Source organism: Lentzea aerocolonigenes (assembly GCF_000974445.1).
In the GTDB taxonomy this organism is placed as follows: Bacteria; Actinomycetota; Actinomycetes; order Mycobacteriales; family Pseudonocardiaceae; genus Lentzea; species Lentzea aerocolonigenes.
The window spans coordinates 184605-211450 of record NZ_BBOJ01000006.1 but is presented as its reverse complement, the minus strand read 5'-3'; the positions used below and the strand labels follow the sequence as shown (position 1 = coordinate 211450).

General features: G+C 68.9%; 26 protein-coding genes. 9 read left to right on the top strand and 17 right to left on the bottom strand.

The features are described from left to right. Positions 1–40: 40 nt before the first annotated feature. Positions 41–730 (top strand): TetR/AcrR family transcriptional regulator, encoded by a 690-nt coding sequence (locus AOM45_RS13860; protein ID WP_030466712.1) that lies wholly within the window; start codon positions 41–43, stop codon positions 728–730. Positions 731–810: 80 nt separating this feature from the next. On the opposite strand, the gene AOM45_RS53470 is transcribed toward AOM45_RS13860, so the two are convergent. Next, the gene (locus AOM45_RS53470; RefSeq protein ID WP_269083641.1) at positions 811–939 is read right to left on the bottom strand and encodes a hypothetical protein; all 129 of its coding nucleotides are present in this window, start codon (positions 937–939) and stop codon (positions 811–813) included. 420 nt (positions 940–1359) lie between these two features. Here AOM45_RS53470 and AOM45_RS13855 point away from each other — a divergent pair, with 420 nt between their 5' ends. After that, the gene (locus tag AOM45_RS13855) at positions 1360–1968 is read left to right on the top strand and encodes a hypothetical protein (protein ID WP_030466713.1); all 609 of its coding nucleotides are present in this window, start codon (positions 1360–1362) and stop codon (positions 1966–1968) included. Positions 1969–3053: 1085 nt separating this feature from the next. Here AOM45_RS13855 and AOM45_RS51750 read toward each other — a convergent pair. Next, a complete protein-coding gene (locus tag AOM45_RS51750; protein ID WP_063756997.1) occupies positions 3054–4418 on the bottom strand; it encodes a glucosaminidase domain-containing protein in 1365 nt (454 codons plus the stop codon). Between the two features lie 265 nt (positions 4419–4683). Here AOM45_RS51750 and AOM45_RS50845 point away from each other — a divergent pair, with 265 nt between their 5' ends. Continuing rightward, entirely contained in the window at positions 4684–4830 is a 147-nt protein-coding gene (locus tag AOM45_RS50845) for a hypothetical protein (protein ID WP_156093715.1), read from the top strand. Between the two features lie 684 nt (positions 4831–5514). On the opposite strand, the gene AOM45_RS13845 is transcribed toward AOM45_RS50845, so the two are convergent. The 9 genes from AOM45_RS13845 to AOM45_RS13805 all read right to left on the bottom strand — a co-directional run bounded on the left by AOM45_RS13845 (position 5515) and on the right by AOM45_RS13805 (position 16106). Then, the gene (locus tag AOM45_RS13845) at positions 5515–5772 is read right to left on the bottom strand and encodes a hypothetical protein (RefSeq protein ID WP_030466715.1); all 258 of its coding nucleotides are present in this window, start codon (positions 5770–5772) and stop codon (positions 5515–5517) included. A gap of 2 nt (positions 5773–5774) precedes the next feature. Continuing rightward, positions 5775–6860, bottom strand: a complete 1086-nt coding sequence (locus AOM45_RS52835; protein ID WP_236703470.1) for a cation:proton antiporter regulatory subunit — start codon at positions 6858–6860, stop codon at positions 5775–5777. 37 nt (positions 6861–6897) lie between these two features. Further along, positions 6898–7350, bottom strand: coding sequence for a CBS domain-containing protein (locus AOM45_RS13835; protein WP_030466717.1), 453 nt, complete (start codon positions 7348–7350; stop codon positions 6898–6900). A 23-nt stretch (positions 7351–7373) separates the two neighbouring features. Beyond that, complete coding sequence (gene narI / locus AOM45_RS13830; RefSeq protein ID WP_030466718.1) at positions 7374–8114, bottom strand: respiratory nitrate reductase subunit gamma; 741 nt, start codon at positions 8112–8114, stop codon at positions 7374–7376. Then, complete coding sequence (gene narJ, locus AOM45_RS13825) at positions 8111–8815, bottom strand: nitrate reductase molybdenum cofactor assembly chaperone (RefSeq protein ID WP_201779955.1); 705 nt, start codon at positions 8813–8815, stop codon at positions 8111–8113. The genes narI and narJ overlap by 4 nt, the downstream gene beginning before the upstream one ends. Then, positions 8812–10434, bottom strand: a complete 1623-nt coding sequence (gene narH, locus AOM45_RS13820) for a nitrate reductase subunit beta (RefSeq protein WP_030466720.1) — start codon at positions 10432–10434, stop codon at positions 8812–8814. The genes narJ and narH overlap by 4 nt, the downstream gene beginning before the upstream one ends. A gap of 1 nt (position 10435) precedes the next feature. Continuing rightward, positions 10436–14149 (bottom strand): nitrate reductase subunit alpha, encoded by a 3714-nt coding sequence (locus AOM45_RS13815; RefSeq protein WP_051783047.1) that lies wholly within the window; start codon positions 14147–14149, stop codon positions 10436–10438. Positions 14150–14504: 355 nt separating this feature from the next. Then, positions 14505–14921 carry a sensor histidine kinase gene (locus AOM45_RS13810; RefSeq protein ID WP_030466722.1) on the bottom strand — a complete coding sequence of 139 codons (417 nt, stop codon included), beginning with the start codon at positions 14919–14921 and terminating at the stop codon, positions 14505–14507. Between the two features lie 36 nt (positions 14922–14957). Next, positions 14958–16106: an acyltransferase family protein gene (locus AOM45_RS13805; protein ID WP_162185632.1), complete on the bottom strand. Its 1149-nt coding sequence runs from the start codon at positions 16104–16106 to the stop codon at positions 14958–14960. 268 nt (positions 16107–16374) lie between these two features. Here AOM45_RS13805 and AOM45_RS51745 point away from each other — a divergent pair, with 268 nt between their 5' ends. Further along, positions 16375–16602: a hypothetical protein gene (locus AOM45_RS51745; protein ID WP_030466724.1), complete on the top strand. Its 228-nt coding sequence runs from the start codon at positions 16375–16377 to the stop codon at positions 16600–16602. Here the strand turns inward: AOM45_RS51745 and AOM45_RS13795 are convergent. Together AOM45_RS13795 and AOM45_RS49505 are read right to left on the bottom strand one after the other, a co-directional pair. Further along, positions 16581–17408, bottom strand: a complete 828-nt coding sequence (locus tag AOM45_RS13795; protein WP_051783030.1) for a CPBP family intramembrane glutamic endopeptidase — start codon at positions 17406–17408, stop codon at positions 16581–16583. The two genes, AOM45_RS51745 and AOM45_RS13795, sit on opposite strands and share 22 nt — an antisense overlap. Continuing rightward, entirely contained in the window at positions 17405–17806 is a 402-nt protein-coding gene (locus AOM45_RS49505) for a pyridoxamine 5'-phosphate oxidase family protein (protein WP_030466726.1), read from the bottom strand. Before AOM45_RS49505 ends, AOM45_RS13795 begins: the two co-directional genes overlap by 4 nt. Before the next feature lie 180 nt (positions 17807–17986). Between AOM45_RS49505 and AOM45_RS13785 the strand changes: the two genes are divergently transcribed. Beyond that, complete coding sequence (locus tag AOM45_RS13785; RefSeq protein ID WP_156093718.1) at positions 17987–18307, top strand: hypothetical protein; 321 nt, start codon at positions 17987–17989, stop codon at positions 18305–18307. Then, entirely contained in the window at positions 18304–19404 is a 1101-nt protein-coding gene (locus tag AOM45_RS13780) for an alpha/beta hydrolase family protein (protein ID WP_081901981.1), read from the top strand. The genes AOM45_RS13785 and AOM45_RS13780 overlap by 4 nt, the downstream gene beginning before the upstream one ends. A 15-nt stretch (positions 19405–19419) precedes the next feature. On the opposite strand, the gene AOM45_RS13775 is transcribed toward AOM45_RS13780, so the two are convergent. Then, entirely contained in the window at positions 19420–19860 is a 441-nt protein-coding gene (locus tag AOM45_RS13775; RefSeq protein ID WP_030466729.1) for a hypothetical protein, read from the bottom strand. Further along, positions 19857–22388 (bottom strand): multicopper oxidase domain-containing protein, encoded by a 2532-nt coding sequence (locus AOM45_RS13770; RefSeq protein WP_236703467.1) that lies wholly within the window; start codon positions 22386–22388, stop codon positions 19857–19859. The genes AOM45_RS13775 and AOM45_RS13770 overlap by 4 nt, the downstream gene beginning before the upstream one ends. Before the next feature lie 248 nt (positions 22389–22636). On the opposite strand from AOM45_RS13770, the gene AOM45_RS13765 reads away from it, so the two are divergent. Together AOM45_RS13765 and AOM45_RS13760 are read left to right on the top strand one after the other, a co-directional pair. Then, entirely contained in the window at positions 22637–23815 is a 1179-nt protein-coding gene (locus AOM45_RS13765; protein WP_035909739.1) for an MFS transporter, read from the top strand. Next, a complete protein-coding gene (locus AOM45_RS13760; RefSeq protein ID WP_030466732.1) occupies positions 23812–24147 on the top strand; it encodes a cupin domain-containing protein in 336 nt (111 codons plus the stop codon). The genes AOM45_RS13765 and AOM45_RS13760 overlap by 4 nt, the downstream gene beginning before the upstream one ends. 7 nt (positions 24148–24154) lie before the next feature. Here AOM45_RS13760 and AOM45_RS13755 read toward each other — a convergent pair whose 3' ends face one another. Beyond that, entirely contained in the window at positions 24155–24577 is a 423-nt protein-coding gene (locus AOM45_RS13755; RefSeq protein ID WP_030466733.1) for a pyridoxamine 5'-phosphate oxidase family protein, read from the bottom strand. 125 nt (positions 24578–24702) lie between these two features. Here AOM45_RS13755 and AOM45_RS13750 point away from each other — a divergent pair, with 125 nt between their 5' ends. After that, complete coding sequence (locus AOM45_RS13750; protein WP_051783032.1) at positions 24703–26433, top strand: GAF domain-containing sensor histidine kinase; 1731 nt, start codon at positions 24703–24705, stop codon at positions 26431–26433. A gap of 22 nt (positions 26434–26455) precedes the next feature. Here the strand turns inward: AOM45_RS13750 and AOM45_RS13745 are convergent, their stop codons facing one another. After that, the gene (locus AOM45_RS13745) at positions 26456–26827 is read right to left on the bottom strand and encodes a DUF5655 domain-containing protein (protein WP_030466735.1); all 372 of its coding nucleotides are present in this window, start codon (positions 26825–26827) and stop codon (positions 26456–26458) included. Positions 26828–26846: the final 19 nt, after the last annotated feature.

Below are 26846 nucleotides of genomic sequence, written 5' to 3'. Positions count from 1 at the left end.
AACCATACGATGTAAGGTAAGGACAAGAGTGAGGAGATCGGTGGCAGCGAAGGCGTCCCGCAAGCCGCTCAGCCGCCAGCGCGTGCTGGCCGCGGCGGTCGGTTTGGCTGATGCGCAGGGGATTCAGGCGCTGACGATGCGCCGCCTCGCCGCCGAGCTCGACGTGGAGGCCATGTCGCTCTACTACCACCTGCGTGACAAGGAAGCCCTGCTCGACGGTGTCGTCGAGACCGTGATCGCCGAGATCGTCGCCGCGGTCGGCCGACTCGAGGCGAACGGCGGTCGAACGGACTGGCGCACGCGGCTTCGGCAGCAGTTCCTCACGGCCCGTGACGTCATGCTGCGGCACCCGTGGGCGCCTGTGTTGCTGGGCTCGCGCCGGACCATCCCGGCGGACGTGTACACCTACTACGACGAGATCGTCGGCACGCTCGTCGCCGCCGGGTTCTCGTACCACCTCGCCCACCGGGCGCTGCACGCGTTCGGGAGCCTGCCGCTCGGGTTCGCGCAGGAGCTCTTCAGCCCGGCGTCGGCCGGCGGGAGCATGGAGGACGACGCCGCGGAGGCGGACGCGGCCGCGATGGCCGAGACGCTGCCGCACCTGACCGCCATGATGGCGGCCGAGATCCACGACGCCGCCGATCCGACGCTCGGGTGGTGCGACGGCCAAGTCGAGTTCGAGTTCACCCTCGACCTGCTTCTGAACGGACTCGAACGCCTCCACGGCTAGTTGCTCGGCCCGCTTCCTTTTCGGATCGTCGCGCCAGCGGCCGGGGCCGGTTCCGGCTCGGCTGGTTCCGGCTCGGCTGGTCAACGCACTTCAACACGCAGGTGGTTGTAGTGCCCCAGGTAGGTTCGAACTCCCTTGATCTCCTTGTCGTTGAAGAGGATCACGCGCACGGACGCGTTGGCCTGCAGGCCCGCACGAGCTGCCACCACGTTCCATCCCTGCTGTATCCCGGGTCCCGACGACCACCGGGCCGCGGGTGTTGTTCGGCCGCAGCGGCCACAGGTCCGCGTTTCCACACTCGCTTCACTCTCTACCGCGGAGCGACACCCGATCACCAAGATTCAGGACGCCTGGACCGGGCTCCGCGATCAGTTCCTCGCTGCCGATCTCGCCCTCGGCACGCACCTGGCCATCCCGCCTCACCCCACGGACATCAACCCGATTCCGACCAACTCCACGGTGCGGTGCTGACCAAATCGCGCCTTGAGTGCAACATCAATCAGGCATCGCGGCGTCGATGACTGTGGAGTCCGGTGATCGGCGAGCGGCGGGCCCGAGGCGGTCGTAGTGTCGGTGGTTGCGCAGGCCCGGCCACCGGCAGCCGGGTGCGGCGGGATCGGAGGCTCACCATGTTTGTGCAGGTAGTGCAGGGCAAAGTATCCGACGCCGAGCGAATGCACGCCCAGTTGGACAAGTGGATGCAGGACCTGGCTCCAGGGGCGACAGGGTGGCTGGGTTCGACCTGTGGCGTGACCGACGACGGCACCTGCGTGTGCTTTGTCCGGTTCGACACGCCTGAGCACGCCCAGGAGAACAGCGACCGGGCGGAGCAGGGTGCCTGGTGGGCGGAGACGTCCAGGTTGTTCCCGCAAGGCGCGGAATTCCTCGACAGCGAGCGGGTCACCGAGGACACGCCGGGCGACCCGGCGAAAGCTCAGTTCGTGCAGATCATCGAAGGGCGCTCGAGCGACGCGGCCAGGGGTCTGGAACTGTCCATGGAGAACTCGGACAAGTGGGCCGAGTTCCGGCCGGACGTCCTCGGCAGCGTCGGCGTCAACTTCCCCGGTGGCCGGTACGCCATGGAGATGTTCTTCACCAACGAGGCCGACGCGCGCAAGGGCGAGCAGAAGGAGCCGCCCTCGGAGCTCAAGGCCCAGATGGACGAGATGCAGGCGCTGGCGGCGGAACCCCCGAAGTTCTTCGACCTCAAGAACCCCTGGATGTACTCACCCCGCTGAAATCGCCTGGGGTGAGGCACGTTCAGGCGCCTCACCCCCGTGGCCTGGTTGTGGCGCAGCACCTTCATTCGACGGATCCTCAAACCGGCCGTCAAAGGCAACCAGGACGGTCCACCTTCGGCGAGCTGGTGCACCACCGCTTGCCCACGTACTGGCACCCTCCGATGTTCTGCGTTGGGGATCATGACCCACATGGTTTCGCGACACGCCCAAGCACAGGTCTGGCTTGCGCAAACGTGTAGATCTGGGTGTTAGACGATCATGGGGCTTACCCCCGTCGGGGTGGCGAGGGCGAGGTGGGTGAGAACCTTCCCGGCCAACAGCAGCGGACGGTTCGGGACGCAGACCTGGAGAACGCCACCCGTCCGACCTTGCGGAGCAGGTCGGACGGACGTGGCGCTCCGTCGCGCCGTGCACCGTGACGCCGGGGTCCTGCCACCACCGGCCAGCTGAACTCGATCGAGCAGGGAGGCCTGCGGCACGAGGCAACGAAACTCGGTGGCAGCTCCGGTTCAGCGGCGATAGCGCGCTCGACGACCACCGCAGCGTAATGGTGCCGCCGCTACCGGCTGTCCACCAAGCGACCGGACACCTTGGCGATCGTGATGTCGGCCCGCCCAGTACAACGGCGTTCGTGCCGGTGCTGCTGCGATCGGACTCGGCATCGGTTGCGGCCGCATGCGCAGACCGATCCCGGACCTCACCCGGAAGCTTCCCGGTGCCTACTTGTATGTATCTGGTGAGGTTGTCACCTAACGGTGCAGCAGACCCGACCGCCGCCCGATGCTCGCAGTGGAACTGGCCTTGCTCGCCGTGGGCGAGTTCGCTCCGAGCCGCCGTAGAGCGGCCAGTGCGGCTGGGGATCATCGATGTGCCGTGCCTGCTCGTCGATGCCCTTACCGTAGCTGAACTCGATTCACGACTCCTGGTCGGAAGAAGACGAAGCTTCAGTTGTTGACGTGAGGGGGAGCTGTACGAGCGATCCGCCGGGACCTCGTGCCGGGTGTGTCGGGGCGTGAGATCGAGCGCCGGTGCCAGTCGCGAACACCACGGTCCCGGCCGACGACGGGCTTGCGTTTGATGGATCAGACGAGGTGCAGCCCGCTGTTGGTGAAGCCCTTTCCGATGATGGCCTCGCGGCCGTCCCACGGGTAGTGCGCGAAGCCCGAACCGTTGTGCCACGCCTTCACGTCACCCTCGGCGAGCACCGTGACGATCTCGGACCTACCGTCGCCGTCCAGGTCGGCGAAGTGCGCCGTGTCGTTCGTGAAGCCCTTTCCGATGATGGCCTCGCGGCCGTCCCACGGGTAGTGCGCGAAGCCCGAACCGTTGTGCCACGCCTTCACCTCACCGTTGGGCAGGACGGTGATGATCTCGGCCTTGCCGTCGCCGTCGAGGTCCGCGAAGTGGATGTTCTGGTTGGTGAAGCCGTTGCCGATGATCGCCTCGCGACCTGACCACGGATAGTCCACGAACCCACCGCCGTTGTGCCAGGCCTTCACCTCACCGTTGGGCAGGACGGTGATGATCTCGGCCTTGCGGTCGCCATCGAGGTCTGCGAAGTGGACGGTGTCGTTGCCGAATCCGTTGCCGATGACGGCCTGCGCGCCGTCCCACGGGTTGTCCCTGAACGTGCCGCCGTGGCGCCAGGCCTTGACCCGGCCGTCGGCGAGGACCGTGATGATCTCCTCGTCACCGTCCCCGTCGAGGTCCGCGAAGTGCAGGCCGTCGTCGGTGAAATCCCAGCCCACGACGGCCTCCGCGTCCCACGGATGCGGTGCGAAGCCCGCGCCGTTGCGCCACGCCTTCACCCGGCCGTCGCCCAGCACCGCGGCCACGTCGCTCCTGCCGTCACCCGACAGCGACGAGCCGGAGCGAAGGTTGAAGCGGTAGAGGTTCCACGTGCGCATCAGCGAGATGACCTTGTTCGCGTACTCGGGGTCCGTCGCGTACCTCGCGGCGATCTTGCGCGCGAACTCGTCGGGATCGTCGAGGTGGTCGAACGCCGGTGCGTAGACGGAGTACGTGGAGAGCAGCCTGCCGTAGTCACGGAACGAGTCGCGCATCGAGGCGTACACCCGGAAGTAGGCCGTCGTAATGTGGCAGTCGGGTGTGCACTCCTCGGTGAGGTACTGGTGGCAGTCGATCGCGATCGGGCCGGGACTGCTGGGCCCGGTGCACTTGAAGCCGAAGTAGTTCTTGTCGTTCGCCGACAGCGTGCTGCGCCCCCAGCCGGACTCGAGGATCGACTGTGCGGCGGCGACGGACGCGGGCACCCGGTACTCGGCTTGCACGGCCTGGGCGTTCGGACCGGCCACGGCGATGAAGTCGTCGTGATACTCCGCCATCGCCTTCTCGCGGGTTTCGCTTTGATCGATCTCGACAGGTGCCGTCTGTGTCGTGCCGGTGAGGGCGAGCGCGGCGAGCAGCGCGAGAGCTGCGGTTTCCATGACTGTCCTTTCCGGATGCCCGTTCGTCGGGGAAGCCAAGCATCGTTGTTGGTCCTCAGTGGACGTCCCGAGGCTCTGCCGTGCTTCGCGAAGCAACTGCCGGTCACCTGAACGGGTTGTTTGCGATCGACGAGAACGGCCCGATGGGAGGAAAGTCCCATGTCCATTGGTGAAGGTCCGACGAACATGTCGCTGAGACCGTCGTTAGCGGCGGGGTCGTCAATCCCGTGAACTACGCACGAGGCGGAGCGGTATTCGAGCGTCGTTGAGGATCGCAGCGGACCGCGCCAGTTCACTCCCTGCCGACCGGCAGGACGAAGGGCTCGCGTCCGTGCTCGCCGAGACGCTCGCCGACGGTCAAGTCGCCGTGCTGACCTCGGCCCGCTGCTTCAGGATTGCGCCCACCCTGTAGGCACTCCTCAGGGTTGGTGGGGTGCGTTCGTCGAGTCAGGGCGTTGTTCCAGTTCATCGGGACGGAGCGACGTCGCTGAAGGTCGCGCGGAAGAACTTCGGGCCAATAGTCACCGCGTGGTTGACTGCACGGGGTTGCTCCCAATCTGCTCTCACTCCGTGCTCCCAAGGATCATCGGCGCTGTCTCGTCTGAGGGCCGGCCTGCACGCTCGGCGGTTACTTGAGACTGGGCGGCAGGACCGGGTCCGGCCCAGACTCTGGTCCAGGTGCGCGGCGAGTCGCTCGCTCACAGCGGCTGCCCGCCGGTGTCATTGGCCTGGCTCTCTCATGGCATGCGTCTCGCCGAGCGGCGCAACGGACGGCGGTGCCCGGAACAGCTCGGGGCTTTGACATGTAGCTTGCCGGCTCGACTGCGAACGTCAGGTCAGACAGCGAGCAGGGCCTGGCGAGCGCGTCCGGCTCGGTTCGAGTGGCCGACATCAGCTGGCACCCCCAGACTTGGACAATCCGAGATCTCTTGATCAGCGGACTGGCGAGTGCAACCCCAACAGCGAGACAAGGTGGACAATGGTCTACCTTGCAGCTGCGGCGAATCTGGGCCAAATGAGCAATGCCCCCGTGATCATCTATTGCGCTCAAATACACACGTTTGCACAGGTCAGCCTATTTCTTGGTGTGTCGCCGTCATATGTGCGACATGATCCCCAACGCTGAGCACTGTCCGAGGGTGAGCAGGAGCAGCACGACGCCGATCGAGGCACCGATCTCGACGAAGTCGCCGGCGGCGGCCACCGGTGCGATGCCGCCGTTGCCGAGTGCGAGACCGGCGAGCAGGTAGAGCGGGATGGGGGAGAACGACCACCGTCTCGCGGCCGCGCCGAGCACGCTGAGCCCGACGAGGATGACGCCGAGTTCGAGCAGCAGCGCGAGAGAGGTGTGCACTGTCAGGCCTCGATTATCCGGCGCACGCCGTTGATGCCGTCGTGCGTGCCGATCACCACGAGGACGTCGCCTGCGCGCAGCACTTCGTCGGGCGTGGGGGAGGCGATCACGTCCTCGCTGCGCACGATCGCGACGATCGACGCCCCGGTGCGGGTGCGGGCTCGTGTGTGGCCGAGCGGTTTGCCCGCGTGCGCGGACGCGGCGGGCACGACGACCTGTCCGGCACTGAGCCCTGGCACCTCCCTGGTCAGGTCCGCGAACCGTTCGGCGATGCGCGGGGCTCCGAGGATCTCGGCGACGGTGTCGGCCTCGGCGGTGGTGAGCCGGAACAGCGGCTGTGCCTCGTCCGGGTCGTCGTTCGCGTAGCGGATCACCTCGAAGCTGCCCTCGCGGCGCGCGACGATGCCGATGCGGTCACCGTCGGCATTGGTGAACTCGTAGCGCAGGCCGACGCCGGGCAGCAGTACCTCGTTCACGTCCATCCGGTCATCATGGCAAGCCGCGCCGCCCGAGACCTCTCCAAGCGGTAGGGCTTCTCGATCACTTCCCGAGTGTGCCGTGTCGAACACCTCGTACCGGATGTCGGCGGCGTGCACTCCACGACGAAGGAGTCTGGCGCGCACGAGCGCGATCGGTCCGCACAAGTACGCGATGGCCTTGGCGGGCAACGGAACCGCGGCCATGTCGACGAGGCCCGGCTGCCCGCCCTCGCCACCGTTTTCGTACCAGGTGAGCTCGTGGAAGCCCGCAAGGCGCACGTACTCCGCGCGATGCACGTGCCGATCGGGCGAGTTCTCCGCCGTCTTCGACCAGGCCGAGAACCGCCTGCACACGATCAAGGCGGTCATGGTCGCCGGGCAGGCGTCCTGATGCGCATCGTCGTCGCACTCGGAGGGAACGCCCTGCTCACGCGCGGCGAACGAGCCGACGCCTCCGTTCAGCTCCACCACGTCGAAGCGGCGGTGCGAGTACTCGCACCGCTGGCCGCATGCCATGAACTCGTGCTGTGCCATGGCATTGGTCTGCAGATCGGTCTGCTTGCGCTGGAGAGCGAAGCTGATCCCGGGTGGGTGAAGCCGATCGATCATCTGGGCCGGAGTGCCGGAGTGGATTGGTGACAACCGTCTATGTCGATTCCCTGAATCGCTCCGGTGCGGCGCGTTCGGCTGCCCGCGCGGCGACGTCGGCGTCGCTGCAGAATCCGGTCAGGCGGCGTTTGAGGCAGAGCAGGCCCAGCAGGGTGCCGTTGTCGTCGATCACGGCGCGGCGCCGCTGCCCACTCGTCACGAGGAGCTCGCGGGCTTGTTCGGCCGGCATGTCCGCCGGGATCGTGCGGCCCGACATGCGGGAGTGGGGCAATGCGAGCTCCGCGTCGTCGAGGTCCTCGCGCAGGTCGGTTCGCACGAGGGTGCCGATGAGACGTCCGGACTCGGTGAGCAGGAGCAGGTGGACGTGGTCGTCGGTGAAGCAGGCGCGGGCCTGGCCGACGGAGATGTCGATCGGCAAGGTCTTCGGGTGTCGCACCAACACGTCGTCGACGGTTTTGCCGATCAGCGCCGGCGGGGTGGGAACAGGCACGGTGTGGCCATTCAGTGGAGCGGTCAGTGTCGGATGTCGTGCATGCCGCGGTCCCGCACGGTGGCAGGAGCCGGGGCAACAGCGGCGGGTGCCCCGCGGCGGGCGCGATAAACGACGTAGGGGCGCCACAGGTAGGCCAGCGGTGCCGACCACACGTGCACCAGCCGGGTGAAGGGCCACAGCGCGAGGAACAGGAAGCCGCCGAGCGCGTGCAGTTGGTAGACCAGAGGAGCTCCGGCCATCAGGTCGGTCTGCGGGGAGAACCAGAACATGCCGCGGAACCAGACGGCGATCGTCTCGCGGTAGTCGTAGCCCTCGCCGAGCAGATTGGTCCCGAGGGTGGCAGTCATGCCGAGGATGACCATCGACGCGAGTGCCACGTAGAGCACCTTGTCCATGGTCGTGGTGACGCGGCGGACGCGGCCGTTGACGAAGCGGCGGGCGATCAGCAGGGCGAGGCCGGCGACGAGCATGATGCCGGTGACCGTGCCGCCCCACACCGCCGTTGCGTGGTAAACGTGCTCGGAGACACCGATCTTCTCGGTCAGCGAAGCCGGCACGAGCAATCCCATCGCGTGGCCGATGATGACGCCGAACGCACCGAGGTGGAACAGTGGTGAGCCCAGTCGGAGAATCCGGCTTTCGAGGAGTTGGCTGGTGTGGGTGGTCCAGCCGAACTGGTCGTGCCGCCACCGCCACACGTGGCCGACGACGAACACCGCCAGGCAGGCGTAGGGGACGACGATCCAGATGAGGGTGTTCATCGGGCTCTCTCCATCGAAGGTGCGCATGGTCCGGCGGCGCTGAGGTCGGTGATGGCCGGGCCGAAGCCGATCGAGTCGACGTCCGTGCCGTAGGGCGCAAGTCCGACGGACTCCACGGGCGGGCCGTCCTCGGCGAGGGCTCGGATCGCGGCGAGGTCGGTCTCGGTCAGCGGTGGCAGTGCGGCAACGACGGCTTCGAGCAGGTGCCGGTAGGGCGATCCGTTCTCGTCCAGGGCCGCGCGCAGCAGTTCCACGCCGCGGCGGTGCTGGCGCAGCGGTGCCTCGCCGTCGCCGGGGCCCGCGACGGCGGCGAACTCCAGCACCACCGGCAGCAGGTCGGGCAGCTCGCCGTCGGCCAGGCGCAACCCGTGGGCGCGGTAGCGCTGCTTGAGGGTGAGCAGGGCGATCCCGCGCTTGCGGGTGTCGCCGTGCAGGTAGTAGGTCAGGTAGAGCCCGGAGCGGCGGCGCAGGTCGAAGGTGTGCACGTAGTGGGTCTCGACCTCGATCGCGTCGGTGGTCAGGAACCAGTCGAGGAACGTCGCGAGCCGCGTCCGCACCTCGTCGTCGCCGATTTCGCCGACGGCCGCGCGCAACTCGTCCCCTGCCGCGAGCAGGCGGGCGTCCGGGTAGGTGAGCAGTGTCGAGGTGAGACCGAACAGGCGGGATCGGTCCGCTCCGGCCACTGTGGACTGTCCGGTCACGAGCGCTCTCCCGTCGGGTCGATGGACAGGCCGAGCCTGCCGTCGCCGCGGCGGGCGAACAGGCTTCGGCGCCCCGGACGGGTCTGGCCGCCCTCGGCCACGAGGTGGAACCGCTCGGCGGTGGCGGCCTCGGTCATCCCAGGGCCACCGGCGCAGTCCAGCGAGCAGTCCGAAGTGGATGCTGCCTGTGCTTCCAGAGCGGCGGCGTCCTTGCTGTAGGCGGTGGGGATGACGTAACGCTCGTCGTACTTGGCGATCGCGAGCAACCGGTACATGCTCTCGATCTCCTGGCCCGTCATGCCCACCGCCTCGCACAGCTCCTCGGCGACGGTGCCGTCGAGGGTCCTGGCCCGCATGTAGGAACGCATCGCCGCGAGCTTCATCAGCACACCGGCCACGGCGTCGGCGTCGCCGGCGGTGAACAGCTCGGCGAGGTACTCGACGGGGATCCGGAGATCGCGGATGGTGTGGAAGACGTCGTCGGCGTCGGTGTCGTCCAGGCCCGCGGCGCCGACGGCGTCCAGCACGGGGGAGAGCGGCGGGACGTACCAGACCATCGGCAAGGTGCGGTATTCCGGGTGCAGGGGGAGCGCGATCTGGTAGTCGCTGATCAGCCGCCACACCGGTGACGCCTGTGCGGCGAGCACCCACTCCTCCGGCAGACCTGCCTCGGTGGCCAGCCGCACCGTCTCGGGATCGTGCGGGTCCAGGAACACCTTCCGTTGTGCCGCAAGCAGATCCCGCTCGTCCTGCACCGAAGCGGCGGCGAGCACGGCGTCCTCGTCGTAGAACACCAGGCCCAGGTAGCGCAGCCGGCCCACGCAGGTCTCCGAGCAGATGGTGGGCTGCCCGGCCTCGATGCGGGGAAAGCAGAAGGTGCACTTCTCCGCCTTGCCGGTGGCGTGGTTGACGTAGACCTTCTTGTAAGGGCAGGCGGTCACGCACATGCGCCAGCCGCGGCAGCGGTCCTGGTCGACCAGGACGATGCCGTCCTCCTCGCGCTTGTACATCGCGCCCGACGGGCACGCCGAGACACAGGCGGGGTTGAGGCAGTGCTCGCAGATGCGCGGCAGGTGGAACATGAACGTCTTCTCGAACTCGAACTTCACCCGCGCCGCCGCGTCGGACGCCATCGCGGTGATGTTCGGGTCGGTGCCGGCCCGCTCGTGGGCACCACCGAGACCGTCCTCCCAGTTCGCACCCCACTCAAGGCTGATCGGCTCGCCGGTGAGCGCGGACCGGGGCTGCTTGACCGGGGTGTCGGTCAGACCGGCGGGTGCGGACACGAGGACGTCCTTGTCGAACGTCGCAGGTTCGTAGTAGTCGTCGAGCGTCGGCAGGTCGGGGTTGGCGAAGATCCGGGACAGTCGCCTGACCCGGCCACCGGAGCGCAACACCAGGCGCCCCTTGGCATCGAGCTGCCAGCCGCCCTTCCACCGCTCCTGGTCCTCGTAGTGCTTGGGGTAGCCGATGCCGGGTTTGGTCTCAACGTTGTTGAACCAGACGTACTCGGTGCCCTCGCGGTTGGTCCACGTCTGCTTGCAGGTCACCGAACAGGTGTGGCAGCCGATGCACTTGTCGAGGTTCATCACCATGGCGACCTGGGCGCGGATCCGCATGTCAGTACTCCACTTCCTGGGTGCGGCGGCGGAGGACGGTGATCTCGTCGCGCTGGCTGCCGATGGGGCCGTAGTAGTTGAAGGCATAGGTCATCTGGGCGTGGCCGCCCGCGAGGTGCGTCGGCTTGACGAGCAGACGGGTCATCGAGTTGTGGTAGCCGCCGCGTTTTCCCTTGCCGCGACCGGTTTTCTCGGTCTTGGGCACGTTCACCGTGCGTTCCGGCGAGTGGTACTGGAACACCGTGCCCTCGGGCATCCGGTGGCTGACCACGGCGCGGGCGACGATCACGCCGTTGCGGTTGACGGCCTCGACCCAGTCGTTGTCGGCGACACCGATCTTGGCCGCGTCCTCGACGCTCATCCAGATCACCGGACCACCGCGCGAAAGCGCGAGCATCAGCTCGTTGTCGTGGTACATGGAGTGGATCGACCACTTCGCGTGCGGGGTGAGGAACCGGACCGTCACCCCGCCGTCGGCCACGTCGCCGGGCTTGCCGAAGTGCCGTGCCATGTTCAGCGGCGGCCGGTAGCCGGGCAGGTGCTCGCCCAGTTCGGCGACCCAGTCGTGCTCGACGAAGAAGTGCTGCCTGCCCGTGAGGGTGTGCCAGGGCTTGAGGCGTTCGACGTTGATGGTGAACGGCGAGTACCGGCGGCCGCCCTTCTCCGAGCCGGACCACTCCGGACTGGTGATCACCGGTTGCGGCGCCTCCTGCGTGGCCGCGTAGGTGACGTGGTCGGTCACGTGGCCCTCGACCAGATCGGTGAACTGCTGCCCGGTGCGCTTCTCCAGCTGCTGGAAGCCGTCGTGCGCCACACGGCCGTTCGTCGTGCCCGACAGAGCGAGGATCGCCTCGCACATCCGGTCCGCAGTGGACAGTGAGGGCCTGCCGACGAACGGGCCGTCGGTCACGACGCCGTTCTGGTGGCGCAGGTACTCGAGCTCCGCGGTGACGTCGACCGTGATGCCCTTCGTGGTGGTGCCGAGCTTGTCCAGCAACGGGCCGACCGCGCGCATCTTGGCGCCGATGAGGGTGTAGTCGCGTTCCACCTCGATCAGCTTCGGCATGGTCACGCCCGGCACCGGCTCGCACTCGCCGCGCTTCCAGTCCCGCACGCGGCCGTGCGGCGTGACCAGCTCGTCCGGGGTGTCGTGCTGCAGCGGCGCGGCCAGCACGTCGCGGCGGGTCCCGAGGTGGGTGACCGCCAGCTCGCTGACCTTGTCGGCGATCGAGAGGAAGGCGTCGTAGTCGGTGTGCACCTCGGCAGGCGGGGCGACCGCGGGGGAGAACGCGTGCACGAACGGGTGCATGTCGGTGGTGGAGATGTCGTGCTTCTCGTACCAGGTGGCCGCGGGCAGCACGACGTCTGAGTGCAGGCCGGTGTTGGTCATCCGGAAGTCGATCGCGGTGAGCAGGTCCAGCTTCCCGGTCGGCGCTTCCTCCCGCCACGCCACGTCCCGGGGCCGCTCGTCCGGCCCGCACTCGTCCGCCGACGCGAGGGAGTCCACACCGAGCAGGTGCTTCATGAAGAACTCGTTGCCCTTGCCGGACGATCCGAGCAGGTTGGCCCGCCACAACGTCAGGCAGCGGGGGAAGTTCGCGGGGTCGTCGGGATCGTCCGCGACGGCCTTGAGGCGTCCGGCGCGCAGTTCGGCGACGATGTGCTCAGCGGTGCTCACCCCAGCCGCGGCGGCCTCGTCGGTGAGGTCGAGCGGGTTGCGGTTGAACGCGGGGTGGCCGGGCGACCAGCCCATCCGCTGGGCGGCCGCGACGGTGTCGGCGAAGGTCATGCCCGCCAGAAGCCCTTGTCCCAGCGGGGAAGCGAGCTCGTCGGCGGGCACCTTTTCGTAGCGCCACTGGTCGGTGTGCAGGTACCAGAACGGGGTGCTGGCCTGGTGGCGCATCGGGCGCTGCCAGTCGAAGGCGAAGCTCAGGTGCTGCTGCCCGGTGATCGGCCTGGCCTTCTCCTGACCGACGTAGTGCGCCCAGCCGCCGCCGTTGACGCCCTGGCAGCCGGTGAGGGTGACCAGTGCGATGAACGCGCGGTAGGTCATGTCCGAGTGGAACCACTGGTTCGCGCCGGCACCCAGCGCGATCAGGGAACGGCCGCGGCTGCGTTCGGCGTTGCGGGCGAACTCGCGCCCGATCTTGGCCGCCAGCGCCGCGGGCACCCCGGTGATCCGCTCCTGCCAGGCCGGGGTGTGCGGAGATTCCGCGTCGTCGTAGCCGGTGGGCCACTCGCCGGGGAGGTCGCCGCGCCGCACGCCGTACTGGGCCAGGACGAGGTCGAAGACGCCGGTGACGAGCTGGCCGCCGACGCGCGTGACGGGGACACCGCGGCGCATGGTGGCACCGCCCTCGGTCTCGCCGATGTCGAACCGCGCGAGGTCGACCGCAACTTGCCCGCTGGCGTGGCCGAGCACGCCGAGCGCGGGCACGACGTCGCCGAGGTCGAGGTTCCACCGGCCCTCGCCCTCGGGTCCGTACCGGAATCCCAGGGATCCGCCCGGCACCACGGGTTCGCCGGACGCGTCGTCGAGCAGCACCGTCTTGTGCTCGGCGCCGGGGCCGTCGTCGCCGAGGTCGGCGGCGGTGAGGAACCTGTCGGCGACGTACACGCCCGGCTCCCGCTCCCGCAGCGTGACCAGGAACGGAAGGTCCGTGTAGGACCGCACGTAGTCGGTGAAGTAGGGCACCTGCCGGTTCGCGAAGAACTCGGTGAGCACCACGTGCCCCATGGCCATCGCCAGTGCCCCGTCGGTGCCGGGGTGCGGGGCCAGCCAGTCGTCAGCGAACTTGACGTTGTCGGCGTAATCGGGGCTGACGGCGACGACCTTGGTGCCGCGGTAGCGGGCCTCGGCGAGGAAGTGCGCGTCCGGGGTGCGGGTGACCGGGATGTTCGAGCCCCACATGACCAGGTAGGTGGCGTTCCACCAGTCCGCGGCCTCGGGGACGTCGGTCTGGTCGCCCCACACCTGCGGCGAGGCGATCGGCAGATCGGCGTACCAGTCGTAGAACGACAGCAACGTGCCGCCCAGCAGCGCGTGGTAGCGGGTGCCCGCAGCGAAAGACGCCATCGACATCGCCGGGATCGGGGAGAACCCGACAACGCGATCAGGCCCGTAGGTCTTCGTGGTGTACACGTGTGCGGCGGCGACCATGGTCGTCACCTCGTCCCACGAGGCGCGTACGAACCCGCCACGGCCTCGCTGTCCTTTGTAGACAGCCGCCTTGCGGGGGTCCTCGACGATGTCGGCCCACGCCGCGACCGGGTCTCCGAACCGCGCGAGACCGGCACGGAACATCGTGATCAGCGAGCCACGCACGTAGGGGTGCCGCACGCGCGAGGGCGAGTACTCGTACCAGGAGAACGACGCGCCACGGGGACAGCCCCGCGGCTCGTAGTCCGGGCTGTCCGGACCCGTCGTCGGGTAGTCGGTCGCCTGGTGCTCCCAGGTGATCAGGTCGTCCTTGACGAAGACGTTCCAGGAGCACGAACCAGTGCAGTTCACGCCGTGGGTGGACCGCACGACGCGGTCATAGCTCCACCGGTCGCGGTAGAACGACTCCCAGGCCCCGGAGTCGATCTGGTGCAGCGTCCGCCCGTGGTCGCCGACCGTCTCCTTGGTCAGGAACCGCCGGACACCGAGCAGTGCACCGTGGCCCGGAACATGATCGTTCCCAAGCCCCTCGGGTGATTCGGGAAGGGTAGGCACGGGCACAGCTCCTTCTGGTGGTTCTGGCTGAACTGCAGGCCAGAACCACGAAGGCGGGAACCGGCCAGGCACCACCCAGGATCACGAAGCATCGCCGGCACCCCATCAGGCGAACGTCCCGCATCTCGGATGACCTTCGTCCCCGAGTCCTGGTGGGCACTCGCCGGCCAACGCGGAGATCACAGGTCGCGTTGCTCGACCGGACCTGGTCGCGGCAGCGCGGTGCCGCAGATCAATCCGGTCTCGGTTGTCGCTCTCGTGGAGCATTCCGCTGGGAATCCGCCCCAAGGCCGCGACGGCGTGGTCATCGTGACCTGGAACCGGCTGAGGATCCTCGGCGTGATGGCGGATCCGCTCAGTTCAGCGGGACCTGCCATCTCAAGAGGGTGCCGCCGTTCGGAACGGGGTCGACGGTGAGGTGACCGCCCGATTCGGCGGCACGGCGTTCCAGGTTGCGCAGCCCGCTGCGTGCCGCGCCCAGGTCGATGCCGACGCCGTTGTCCACGACGTCCAGGGTGAAGCGGTCGGCGGTCGCGTCGACGGTGACCGTGGCCTTGGTGGCCAAGCCGTGGCGCACGGCGTTGGACAGCGCCTCCCGCAGGACCGCCTCGGCATGTGCGGCGATGTCGTCGGGGACGAGGGTGTCGACCGGTCCCGACATCTTGACCGTCGAGGTCAGCTCGCCGGCCCGTGAGGTGGCGATGTCGAGCAGGCGATGGCGCAGGCTCGTCGCCGCCTCATCGGGGGGAGTGTTCAGGTTGAAGATCGCCATGCGGAGTTCGCTGATGGGAGAGCACCCCCGAAGGGCTCAACCGCCGAGGACCTGCCGCAACGGTGTTCTGGTCACCAGCACGTGGCCGATGCCGAACGAGGCCGCGATCCCCACAACCGCAGCCACCAGGGCCTTGGCCTCGGCGGGCAGCGCCAGCGGCCTGAGCGCGACCGACGTGGCCACCAGCACAGGGCCTTGAAGAACGAAGGCGGCGAAGGCGGCACGGCGGGTGGACCGCGAGAGCCTCCGCCGGCCGGGCAGGCGTTGCGCCACACCAAGCAGCGCCACCGAGCCGCACACCACGAGTACGGCCTCAGTGACCGCCAAGGCCAAAGCCTGCCAGTGCGGTCCCCCGAGGAAAGGAGTGACATCGGGCATGCCACCGCGCACCACGACCACGCCGAAGGCCACGACGGCGATCAACACGAGCACGGCTGCCGTGATGCTCGTGGACCGGCGGGCGAGTGCCTCCGGAACCCGGCGGACGAAGCCCGTGTCCGCCGCGAGCAGCCCGAGCACGAACATCCCGGCCAGCTGGGGCCACTGCCACAGGTGCAGGTCCCCTGGCTGACCGCTGCGCGCCGGGAACACCAGCCGGACCAGAAAGGTGGCCACCGCGATGATCACCACCGCGACCGGCAACCAGTGGTCTCGCCACACCGGCAACCGGTGCCCGTAGCGCGCCCACGCCGCGTACCCGAGCGAGAACAGCAGCAGGACCTCGGCGAACCACATCGATCCGCTGTCGAGTGCCGGGTCGCGCTGGGTGAGCACCCACCAGTACCCCACGTCGTGGCCCGCCGAGCGGTAGGCCAGCAGCATGCTCGCTGGCCACAGCACGACGGCGGAGAGAACGAACGGCACACCCAGTCTCAGCGTCCGGTCGCGGGCGAAGCGCCGCGGCCCGCGCCGGTGCAGCGATCCGGGAGTGAACAGACCTGCCAGGAAGAAGAACGTTCCCATGAAGAAGAATCCGGACGGGCCCAGCGCCGCCATCAGGGCCAGCTCGACCTGCGGGGTCAGCGTGGTCTCCCGGACCTCGTCGTAGGGCCAGCCGCCGACGGCGGAGTAGCCCAGCAGCGCGTGACCGCCGATGACCCACGCGACGAGCACCGTCTTCAGGTCATCCACAGCAGGTTGACGCGTGCGGGGCTCGTCTGAGGTCGCTCGGTCGATCGTGCTCACGCTGTCGAGTGTTGGCGGTCGTGCGCACGGGTTGCAGTGCCGCTGGGCCGTACGCGACCGGGTAGGAAGCCTCACGGACCGGGACCGGCACCAGTCATCTCCGGTGGTGACCTTTGCCCCTGAAAGATCATCGTCGTGCGGGTCAGCAGGGCGGGTACGCGACCTGCCGCCGAGGTGGAGCTCTCGCCCTGCTGAGAAACGCCTGCGGCACCCTGACTCACCGCTGCGTCACCGTGAGGCCGACCCGAGACGGTGCCGTGCCTACGTCGTGAACAGCACCGGGCTCGCCGCCGCACCAAGCCCTGTCCTGGATCACGAACGCGCCGTCACCATCGCCGGTGAGGCCCCGGAATCAGGCGAACGGGTCTACGACCTGATCCTGCGCAACGGATGGCTCGCCCAGCAGGAACTGGACGAGCTGCTGCGGCCCGGGAACATGATCCAGCCCGACCAGCCGATGTCGGCTCTCGTCAGTCACCGCCGCACGGACGCGTGAGCGCCGTCAAAGCCATCCGTGTCCTGTCCGCGGTGTCGGGCCTTGCGCCACCACTCGGCTGTTCCGACGCCGGCGGCGACAGTCCCGATGACGGCCGCGGTGACTGCCGGGTCGTAGTGCGACCCGTTGTTCGGGAAGAGCGTGTAACTGACGTTGCTCATGGCGTGGAACACCACCGCGCCGAACACGCTGCCGGTGCGCGCGTACAACCAGACCATGATCACCCGCAGCGCGATGATGGACAGGCTGTGCCAGGCGATCCAGCGGACTGAGCGATGGGCCTGGACGAGCGGAACGACGTGCCACGCCGCCCACACCAGCCCGAGCAGCAGGCCTGCGGTCAACACGTTGTGGCGGCGCAGCAGTGGATCGGTGGCGTAAGCGGTCCACCCTCCCTCCTCACCTACCGCCGCGACGAAGAACAGGACGAACAGCAACGGTGCCGCGAGCAGCGGAACCGTTGCCTGGGGCAGCGGGCGCCCGATCAGGCGCATCACCCAGTAGCTGACGAACAGAATCGTCGGCATCAGCAGCACGATCGGCGCGTACCAGCCCTTAGGCCGCAGCTCGTGGTGATCGAACACGCGCCGCCAGAGCCCCCGGATGCCGCCTGCTTCACGGCCGCGAGCGATGAGGAGCATGGCGGCGACGATCGGGCACACGGCCGCCAGTGCGCTGATGGGCAGGCGCATCGGTGCCCACGCCGGAGCGTCGCCGATGATCGCGCCCGCCAGCCAGATCGGAACGGAGAGGGCGAACGTCCACGCGAAGAACTTCAGCGGCGACCTGACCGACGGCACCTTCACGACCAGTCGCCGATCCGACGGCCGATCAGCACTTCCGGCACGATGTAGACGTAGACCGCCTCGCCTCCGTGAGCCGGAAGACCACATTCCTCGACAGCGGCGATCTGGCCGGGTTCGAGGAGCCCGAGCTCGCCGTGAACGGAGACCGATCGCGTGGCCGTGCCACTGTCGGTCAGATCGTCGACCTGGAACGCCCCCACGGTGCAGCCGTAGCGGACGACTCCGGCCGCGGTCACCGGATCGAGACTGAAGACGATCAATCCTCGATGCAGCACGAACGGCACGGGCTGCGCCAGCGGCATCGCGTTGCGGGTGTAGAGCACACGGCCGACATGCGCGGTCTTGAGCATCTCCCAGCACTCGGCCTGCGAAAGCTCGACCCCGTTCTTCGTCAACATCGCTGCCCCCTAACGAAGTTCAATGGGCACAAGGCAAGCATGGCTCTCGTCGCAGCCCGGCGACGGAGCACAAGGCCCCCATCTCACCGGGCTGATCGTCGGCGGCTGAGCACAACGGTCCGGTCAGGACAGGTCCACAGTCCCTGGTCGGAGATCAGTCCTGACTGGATCGTGGAACACGTGACCGTTCACGTTCCCGAGCAACACCGGTGGGAATCGCCACCACAGCCGATGATCCACCTGCACCTGGGCAGGGGAGCGGCTGCCGCCTGGTTCTCCCCGCTGTTGCGCCGGATGCGCGTGCTCGCGGCCGCCGAGTTCCCGGCCGCGGACACCGTCGATCTGACGATCAGCCGCATGCCGCATCCGGCGATGCCCGACGCGGTGCTCGCGGACGTGACCGCCCTCATGCCGGATGGCGTCCACCGGGTGCGTGGTGTTGGACGCACGCCACAGGCCGCGGTCGATCGGGTGCAAGTGCACCTGGCCGCACGTGAGTGACGACGCGACCGTTGTTCCGTCTACCGCGTCCGTCCGGGCCATGTGCGGTCGGCACGGTCACGCACCACTGGGTGGACACCAACCGGCCTGACGTCTTCACCGCCGATCCCGATGACCGCCGTGAACTGGTCGTGCAGATCTGGTACCCGGCAACACGTCCCGCATCGGCCACGCCGGCTCCGTACGTTCCCGACGCCGCCGTTCTAGCGCCGCTGGCGAAGCTGCTGGGGCTGCCGAGTTTCGTCTTGCGGTGCCTCAAGCACGTCTCCACGAACGCCGTCGCGTCCGCGCCGGCGGCGTGCGATGAGCCGAGCTTCCCGGTGCTGATCTTCTCGCCCGGCCGGAGCGGCTATCGGCAGCACAACACCTGGCAGGTCGAAGAACTGGTGTCGCGCGGCTACGTCGTCGCGGCCATCGACCACCCGCACGCGGCAGCCGGTGTGCGGTTCCCGGACGGACGGCTGGTGACGATCGACTCCCGCATGGTGGACAACGACTTCGTCGAGACCGTGGTCCCGTTCCTCGCCCAGGACGCGGTCTTCGCGCTCGACCGGCTGACCGCGCTGAACCACGCCGACCCCACCGGCATCCTCACCGGACGGCTGGATCTGTCCCGCGTGGGCATCTTCGGACTGTCGCTCGGCGGCGCGGTCGCCGCCGAAGCCTGCAGGCAGGAATCCCGTTTCCGCGCCTGCCTTCCGATGGACGTCTGGATGCCGTCCAGCGTGGTCCGATCGGGCTTGTCCCAGCCCACGATGTGGATCACCCGAGATGCCGGGACGATGCAGCGCGAGGGCTGGTCGCAGGCGGACATCGATCGGACGATCACCACCATCCGGGCCGTGTTCGACACCATGCCCGGCGACGCGTACCTGGTGCAGGTGCCCGGCATGTACCACCAGGACTTCTCCGACGCGCCACTGCTGTCCCCGCTCACCCGCTGGCTCGGCCTCACGGGGCCGATCGACAAGCACAGGGCGCACGACATCGTGACCGCCTGCTCGCTGGCGTTCTTCAACCGACACCTCAAGGACCGGCGGGCCGCGTTCGACGGCCTGGCCGAGCGCTGTCCCGAAGTGCTCCTCGAAACCGCCTGACGGCGCCGCAGGCCTTCAGCCTTCGACCAGCCCCGTCGCGAGCAGCACCACTCCGGCCGAACCGATCAATGCCGTGATGGAGGCGGCTCTGGCCGCGCGCGGTCGTTGCTTGGCCTGAGCGACACCGTGTACGGCCGTGGCCGCCATGACCACGACGAACAACAGCAGCTTCGTCGCGAGGACCCTGCCGTAGCCGGGGTGCAGGAGCGAGGCCCAGGTGACGCCGTGGCGGTCGGCGAGCAGGATGCCCGTGGTGATCTGGACGGGCAGGAACACCATCGCGGTGATGACCGCGAACCGCTTGCCCACCGCCCGCAGCACGTCGGCTCGGTCGGTCGGCGTGAGCGCCCGGCGCGCGGGTGGCAGGACGACGAGGGTGATGGTCAGCTGCCCACCCACCCAGATGATGGCGCCGAGCACGTGGAGGAACCGGACGACGGTCCAGATGTCGATCACTGGTGCTCCGTGACGGTGAAGAGGCCGTGGGCGCCGTTCTCGGCGTGGCGCATGTCGTGGTCGACGAAGGGATAACGGCCGGGTTCGGGGAAGGTGAGCTCGACGAACCCGCCCTGGGCCGGTGCCAGGTCCAGCACCTGGGCGCCCCCGGCGGCGTCCGACGGTCGGAGCAGCCAGGCCCCTTCCCGGTAGACGGTGTCGAACTGGGCGCCGACGACGTGGAACGCCGTGGTGTCACCGGGACCGGCGTTGACCACCCAGATCCGGACGCGCTCGCCGGTGCGGCCGATGAGCGGGGCGTGGTCGTACTGGGCGGCCATGCCGTTGAACATCCAGCAGTCGGGCTGACCGGCGCGGATCTTGCCGGCCTGGGCGTCGCTGCCCGGTGCGCCGAGGAACAGCTGGGAGCTCACGAGGAGGTATTCGCGATCCGTTGCAGGCAGGCCGGGCGGGTCGATGATCACCGCGCCGTACATGCCGTTGGCGATGTGCTGGGACATCGGCATCGTGCTGCAGTGGTAGAGCCACGCCCCGGCACGGTTCGCGGTGAACCGGTAGACCAGACGCTCACCGGGGGAGAGGGTGCGCATCGGTCCGTCCGGGGCGAGGGCTCCGGCGTGGAAGTCGATGCCGTGGCCCATCGTGGTGTCGTTGATCAGGGTGATCTCGAACTGGTCGCCGACGCGCCCGCGCAGCGCGGGACCGGGTGCGGTTTCGGCGAAGGTCCAGCGTCGTTCCCGTCGTCCTGGGGCGACCTCCACGTCCTGTTCGGTGGCCCGCAGCTCGACGCGATGCGTTGTGCCGGTTGCCGGAGCCAGCGCGGCGTCCCGTGGCTTCCATCCGGGCGAGGGACTGGCGGCGAGGTCGAGCGCCGGCGCGGCGTCGCGACTGTCCTGTTCGGACGGTTCGTGTCGGTGGCCGCCGTCGACCCGGATGGTCATGGTCATGCCCGCGGCGCGGTGTCCGGCCACTGTGCACCAGGCACGCCGGTCACCACGAACCTGTCCGACGTCCAGCAGGGCGGTCTCACCCCGTGCGAGCCGTGGCGTGCTCTCTCCGCTGTCCAGGCGCAGATCGTGCGGCATCGCCTCCTGGTTGGTCACGCGCAACACCAGGCGCGTGCCGGCCGGAACGGTCACCGTGTCCGGTCGCGCCCGCATCCCGCTCAGCGTCACGTCAACGGTGCGCGCCCCGTCCGGGACGGCGGACGTGGTGCTGTGTCCGCTGGTGGCCAGCGCGACTGCGACCACGACAACAGCCAGCCCCGCCAGCACGCCGGTGGTGGTACCGCGGGGTTGCACCTGGCCGGGTTCTGACGTGAGCGCACGGTTCCGCGCCGCCGGGACCGCCACCCGCAGGGCCAGGACGACGAACGTCGCGACGCTGACGGCCGCGAGGGCCCAGCCGATCTGTTTCACAGAGGCCGGCCAGCCGAAGGCGACCAGTGGGACCGCGATGTTGGTCGCGAGGACCCTCGACTGCCAGCCGCGGGCGAGGACGTCCGCGCTGGCCTTGTGTTCCGCAGGGCCACGACCCAGCACGACCGGCAGCAACCAGGTCAACGCGCCCACGAGCACCTGAGCGGTGAAGCCCACCGCCAGGACCGGCAAGACGGTGCCGATCACCTCGGGCAGGCCCTCCACCGTCCCGGCGAGCAGCAAGCGGACGGCGTCGAGCAGCACGGCGATGCCGAGCCATCCCGTGCCGGCCGCGAGCATCCACGCCGCAGCCCCGCGCGGGCGGCTCCACAGTGGAGTGATGGCGACGGCGATTCCCGTTGCGTAGCCAAGCAAACCGACTGCGGCCACCCACACGTTCGCGGCGAGCACGCCGCCGGTGGCGAGTGCCAGCCCTCCTGTCAGCACCGGCAGAGCACGCCGGGCGGCCGTGATGGTGCCTTGCTGGATCCGCGAGCCCGTCGTGGTCGGCCACAGTGTGAACAGCGTGCCCAGCACCGACAATCCGATCCAGCCCAGCAACGTGAGGTGCACGTGCGCGGCCCACAGCCGGGCGTACCAGTGGGCGGCGCCGACCGCCAGACCGGCGCCCGACACCGCGCCCGCGACCAGGGCGGCGCTCGCGGTGCCGTAGAAGCCGGTCAGGTAGCCGAAACGTCCTGGCAGCGCGACCTTCTTCAGCCGTAGCAGGTGGACGGTGTGCACGGCCGCGATCACGGCCACCGCCGTTCCGCCGATGCCGGCGAGGACCGCCACGTCGGTCGTGACTCCCACGAGCGCGATGAGGATGAACAGATTCAGTGCTGTCAGTCCCAACGCGAGCCTGCGCGGCGGCGGCCCCGGGACTCGGCACAGCGTCACGACGAAGTGTTCAGACCAGATCACGATCGCGTTGGTGACCGCTCCGAGCAGCAGGGCGTGCAGCGCCACCCAGACCGGTACTCGGAACGCGTCGTGCAGCGCCAGCAGCATTACGGCCAGTGCCAGCCAGCCGAGCACCACGACGTTCGCCCACACGAACACCCGCCCGCGCACCACGTGTCCACGCGCGGGCGTGCTGATTTCCTTCACGCCGTCAAGGGAACTCACTGATCATCGCGTCGAGTAGGGACGTTGGTCCTGTCCGACAGCGGGCCCTCGCCCCTGAAGAGATGACCCCGAGTGGCTGACGCTGAATGCGAGCCCTCCGGACCGGTGGGCCGACACGACCACGCAGATGACGAGCTGAGAAGCCGATGACTTCACACCGGATCGCCGACAGGACAGTCGCACCCGAACGGCAGACACCGCCGCCGCCCTCCTCCGGGCAACGGGCGTTGATGCTGAGCCTGGCCACGGCCGGGTTCGCGATCAACTTCTGGGCGTGGGCGCTGCTGAGCCCGCTCGGTCCGCGGTTCAAGGACTCGCTGGGGCTGAGCGCGTTCCAACAGGCTCTGCTGGTCGCCGTCCCGGTGGTGGTCGGCTCGGTCGGGCGGATCCCGGTGGGGGCGCTCACCGACCGGTTCGGCGGCCGGACGATGTTCCCGGCGATCTCGCTGATCACGATCGTGCCGGTGCTGTTCCTCGGGCTGGCCGGGCACTCCTCGCTCGCCGCGCTCCTGATCGGCGGGTTCTTCCTGGGACTGGGCGGCACGGCGTTCGCCGTCGGGGTGCCCTTCGTCAACGCCTGGTTCCCGCCCGAGCGGCGCGGGCTGGCGATCGGGATCTTCGGCGCGGGCATGGGCGGCACCGCGATCAGTGCGCTGACCACCGTTCGCCTGGTCGGCTCCGGCGGGGTGGCGACGCCGTTCATCGTGACAGCGGTGGTGCTGGCGGTCTACGCGGTTCTTGCGGCGCTGTTGTTGCGCGACGCTCCAGGACGGACGGTGCCCACCGAGTCGGTCACGCGCCGCCTGCTGGACACCGCTCGACTGCCGGTGACCTGGCAGGCATCGTTGCTGTACGCGGTGGCGTTCGGCGGGTACGTGGCGTTCTCGGTGTACCTGCCCGCCTACTTGAAGACCGCTTACGGACTGACCCAGGCCGACGCGGCGAACCGAATGGCCGGATTCGTGCTGCTCGCGGTGCTGATGCGTCCGGTCGGCGGCTGGCTGTCCGACCGGATCGGCCCGGTGCGGGTGCTGGCAGCGGCGCTGGGCGTCGTGACCGCCGGAGCCGCGGTGCAGGCGTTCACGCCGTCGTTGATGCCACTGGGCACGATCGCGTTCCTGTCGATGGCGGCCGCGCTCGGCGCGGGCAGCGGCGCGGTGTTCGCGCTCGTCGCGCTGCTGGCGCCGGGGACCAAGGTCGGCTCGGTGACCGGCGTGGTCGGTGCCGCGGGCGGTCTGGGCGGGTTCGTCCCGCCGCTGGTGATGGGCGCCCTCTACGGTGCGTTCGACTCCTATGCGCTCGGGCTGGCGGCGCTGGCCGTGGTCGCCGCGGGCACGCTGGCCTTCACCGTCACCGTCGTGCAGCGCTCGCTGCACGACGCGGAACCCGGATGGGAGCCTGTGCGGTGACCGACCACCCGACTGTGTCCTCGCTCGACGCCCTCGGCCCGGAGTTGCTCGCCCAGGCTCGCGAGCACGGGTCCCGTCGTGCGACGCGGACGCTGGTGTCCGGCTCCTCGCAACGCGTCACGCTCATCGCGCTGGCCGAGGGAGCTGAACTCGCCGAGCACGACTCGCCGCCCGCCGCGACTCTCCACGTGATCACAGGAACGGTCCGGCTGCACACCCCCGACGACGAGTGGGTCCTGGAAAGCGGCCGGCTCGCGGTCATTCCGCCGCAGCGCCACGGGTTGACCGCACTCGCGGACGCGGTCGTCCTGCTCACCGTTGCACTTCGTTGAGCTGCGATCAGGCGGAGGTGCCGACCGGGGAGTGCAGGCGTCGTCCGGTGACTTTCTCTGTCTGGATGCGGACGAAGTGGTCACGCCGTCCGTCCACCCACGGCTGCAGCCAGGTGCCGGCGATGTCCGTGAGCTCGGTGACGTCGGTGATCAGGCTCGCGTGACCGACCACCGTCACGCTCCACCCGGTGCGCAAGTCCGGGTCCAGCTCGTCGGCCTCGAGGGCGACCACGGAGTTCCCGGTCGCAGCGGCGAGTTTGGCCCCGCCGGCCACCCGGATGACCACCTGCCCCCGGTGCATCCGGAAGTTGACAGGTTGCACCGCCGGCAGCGCGTCCTCGGTGAAGACAAGTCGTCCCACCCGCACGGTCTGCAGCAACGCCAGACACACATCGAGCTCCAGGACCTCGAGCTGTTGCCGATCTGACACGACGACTCCCAGGGACGAGACAACGGTTCCAGCATCGAGGATGAGCGTCAGTGCCGCAGCACGCGCAGTGCCAGAGGTCCCGTGGCGCGGGAGCCGCTCGGCACCACCCGTCCCGCGCGACCATCATGGACACTGTCCACCAGATCGTCGCGGAGGAGGCGAGCGTGACCGAGCACGGCAGGAAATCTGATCCGCCCTCCAGCCCTGCCGACCCGCTCAGGCTTCCCGGCACCGCCCGCACCGAACGGCTGTGGGCGCTCCTGCGGGCAGGCCATCTGGTGGCCTCCCACGTCGAGCTGCCCGTGGTGCTGCGCCACATCGTCGATGCGGCGAAAGACCTCGTCGACGCCCGGTATGCCGCGCTGGGAGTGCTCGGGCCGGACAAGGTCGTGCAGGAGTTCGTGCACAGCGGTGTCGACGACGAAATCGCACTCGAGATCGGGCACCCGCCGCACGGCGAGGGCATTCTCGGTCTGCTGATCACCGAGCCACGTCCGATCCGGCTGGCCGATCTCACCTCGCACCCCGCCTCCGCCGGTTTCCCACCCGGCCATCCACCGATGCGGTCCTTCCTCGGCGTTCCGATCGTCATCCGCGGCCAGGCCTTCGGAAACCTCTACCTGACCGAGAAACAGGGCGGCCACGACTTCAGCGCCGAGGACGAGGCACTGGTCGAGTCGCTCGCCGGGTTCGCCGCCGTCGCCGTCGACAACGCGCGGCTCTACACCGAGGCCCAGCGCCGTGCCGCGTGGCAGCACGCCAGCGTCGAGATCACCGCCGCGCTGCTGGCCGGAACCAACACCGACGACGTGCTGCACCTGATCGCCGACCACGCGCGCACCGTCGCCGACGCCGACATCGCCGCCGTCATCGTGCCCACCCACGACCCCGCTGTGCTGAGCATCCGCGCAGCCGCCGGACAGAACGCGGGCGAACTCCTCGGACAGGAGATGCCCGCGGCGGAATCGCTGTCCGGACTGACCATGTCCAACGCACAACCGCTGCTCAGCGACAACATCGCCGCAGACGCACGCCGTCACGTCCCGGGCGCACCCTGGTCCGCCCACCTCGGCGCGGGAATGACCGCCCCGCTCGTGGCACCCGGCGAAACCCCGACCGGTGTGCTGGTCGTCGCCAACAGCCCCGGCCGCCGCGGCTTCGACCACCGCGACCTCGACCTGCTCGCCTCGTTCGCCTCCCAGGCAGCGCTGGCCCAGCGCCTCGCCCTGCACCGCGCCGACGCCGAGACGCTGCAGTTGCTGGAAGATCGCGACCGCATTGGCCGCGACCTGCACGACCACGTGATCCAGGAGGTCTTCGCGGCCGGCCTGTCCCTGCACAGCATCGCCACCACCGCGACCACCGACCAACGACGGCGACTCGTGACCGTCGTGCGCAAGCTGGACCAGGTGGTCGGCGACATCCGGACGACGATCTTCAACCTGCAGACACCACTGACAGCCGACGAGCCACCGAGTCTGCGCCGCCAGCTCACCGCCGTCATCCACGACGCCACCGAGCCCCTCGGCTTCACCCCGGCCCTGCGGTTCGACGGCCCGCTGGACACCCTTGTGCCCGGCGACATCGCCGCGGACCTTATCGCGGTCGTCCGCGAAGCCTTGTCCAACACCGCACGCCACGCCCGTGCCAACACTGCGACGGTCGACGTCACCGCGACTCCCGACGCGGTCACCGCTCGGATCGAAGACGACGGCTGCGGCATCGGCGGCACCACTCGCCGCAGCGGCCTGGCGAATCTCCGCACTCGCGCCGAAAAACACGCCGGAACGCTCACCATCGACAGCGCACCGGATCACGGCACCGCCCTCGTCTGGAGTGTGCCGCTCTTGCCCTGAACCGGCGATCGAGCAGCTGCGGTCAACCGGCGCTCGCGAAAGCCTCCGCCAGCCATCCGAGAACCTGATCGTCCAGCTCGCTGGCGTCGTGCAGCTCGATGTGGTGCATCCACACGCCCGCCGAAGGATGGACGACCTCCTTGAAGCGGTCGGACCTCACTTCGCGGGGCAAGGCGATGCTGAGCACCGCCGGCACGGCACTGTTGACGTACTGGCCCGGACGCCACACGTAGGCGAAGCCTCGGCGACGGCGGAAGGCGACCTGGCTCTTCGTCGTCTTCGTGGTCGCTTCGCCGATCGCGCAGACGGCCCTCTGGATCGCGCGACAGAGGGCAAGCCCCTCGGGGAATCCGTCGAAGAGATCCTCAGGGCTTCGTTCGGCGTCGTTGCGCATCTGCCGAGCGTAGTTCAGC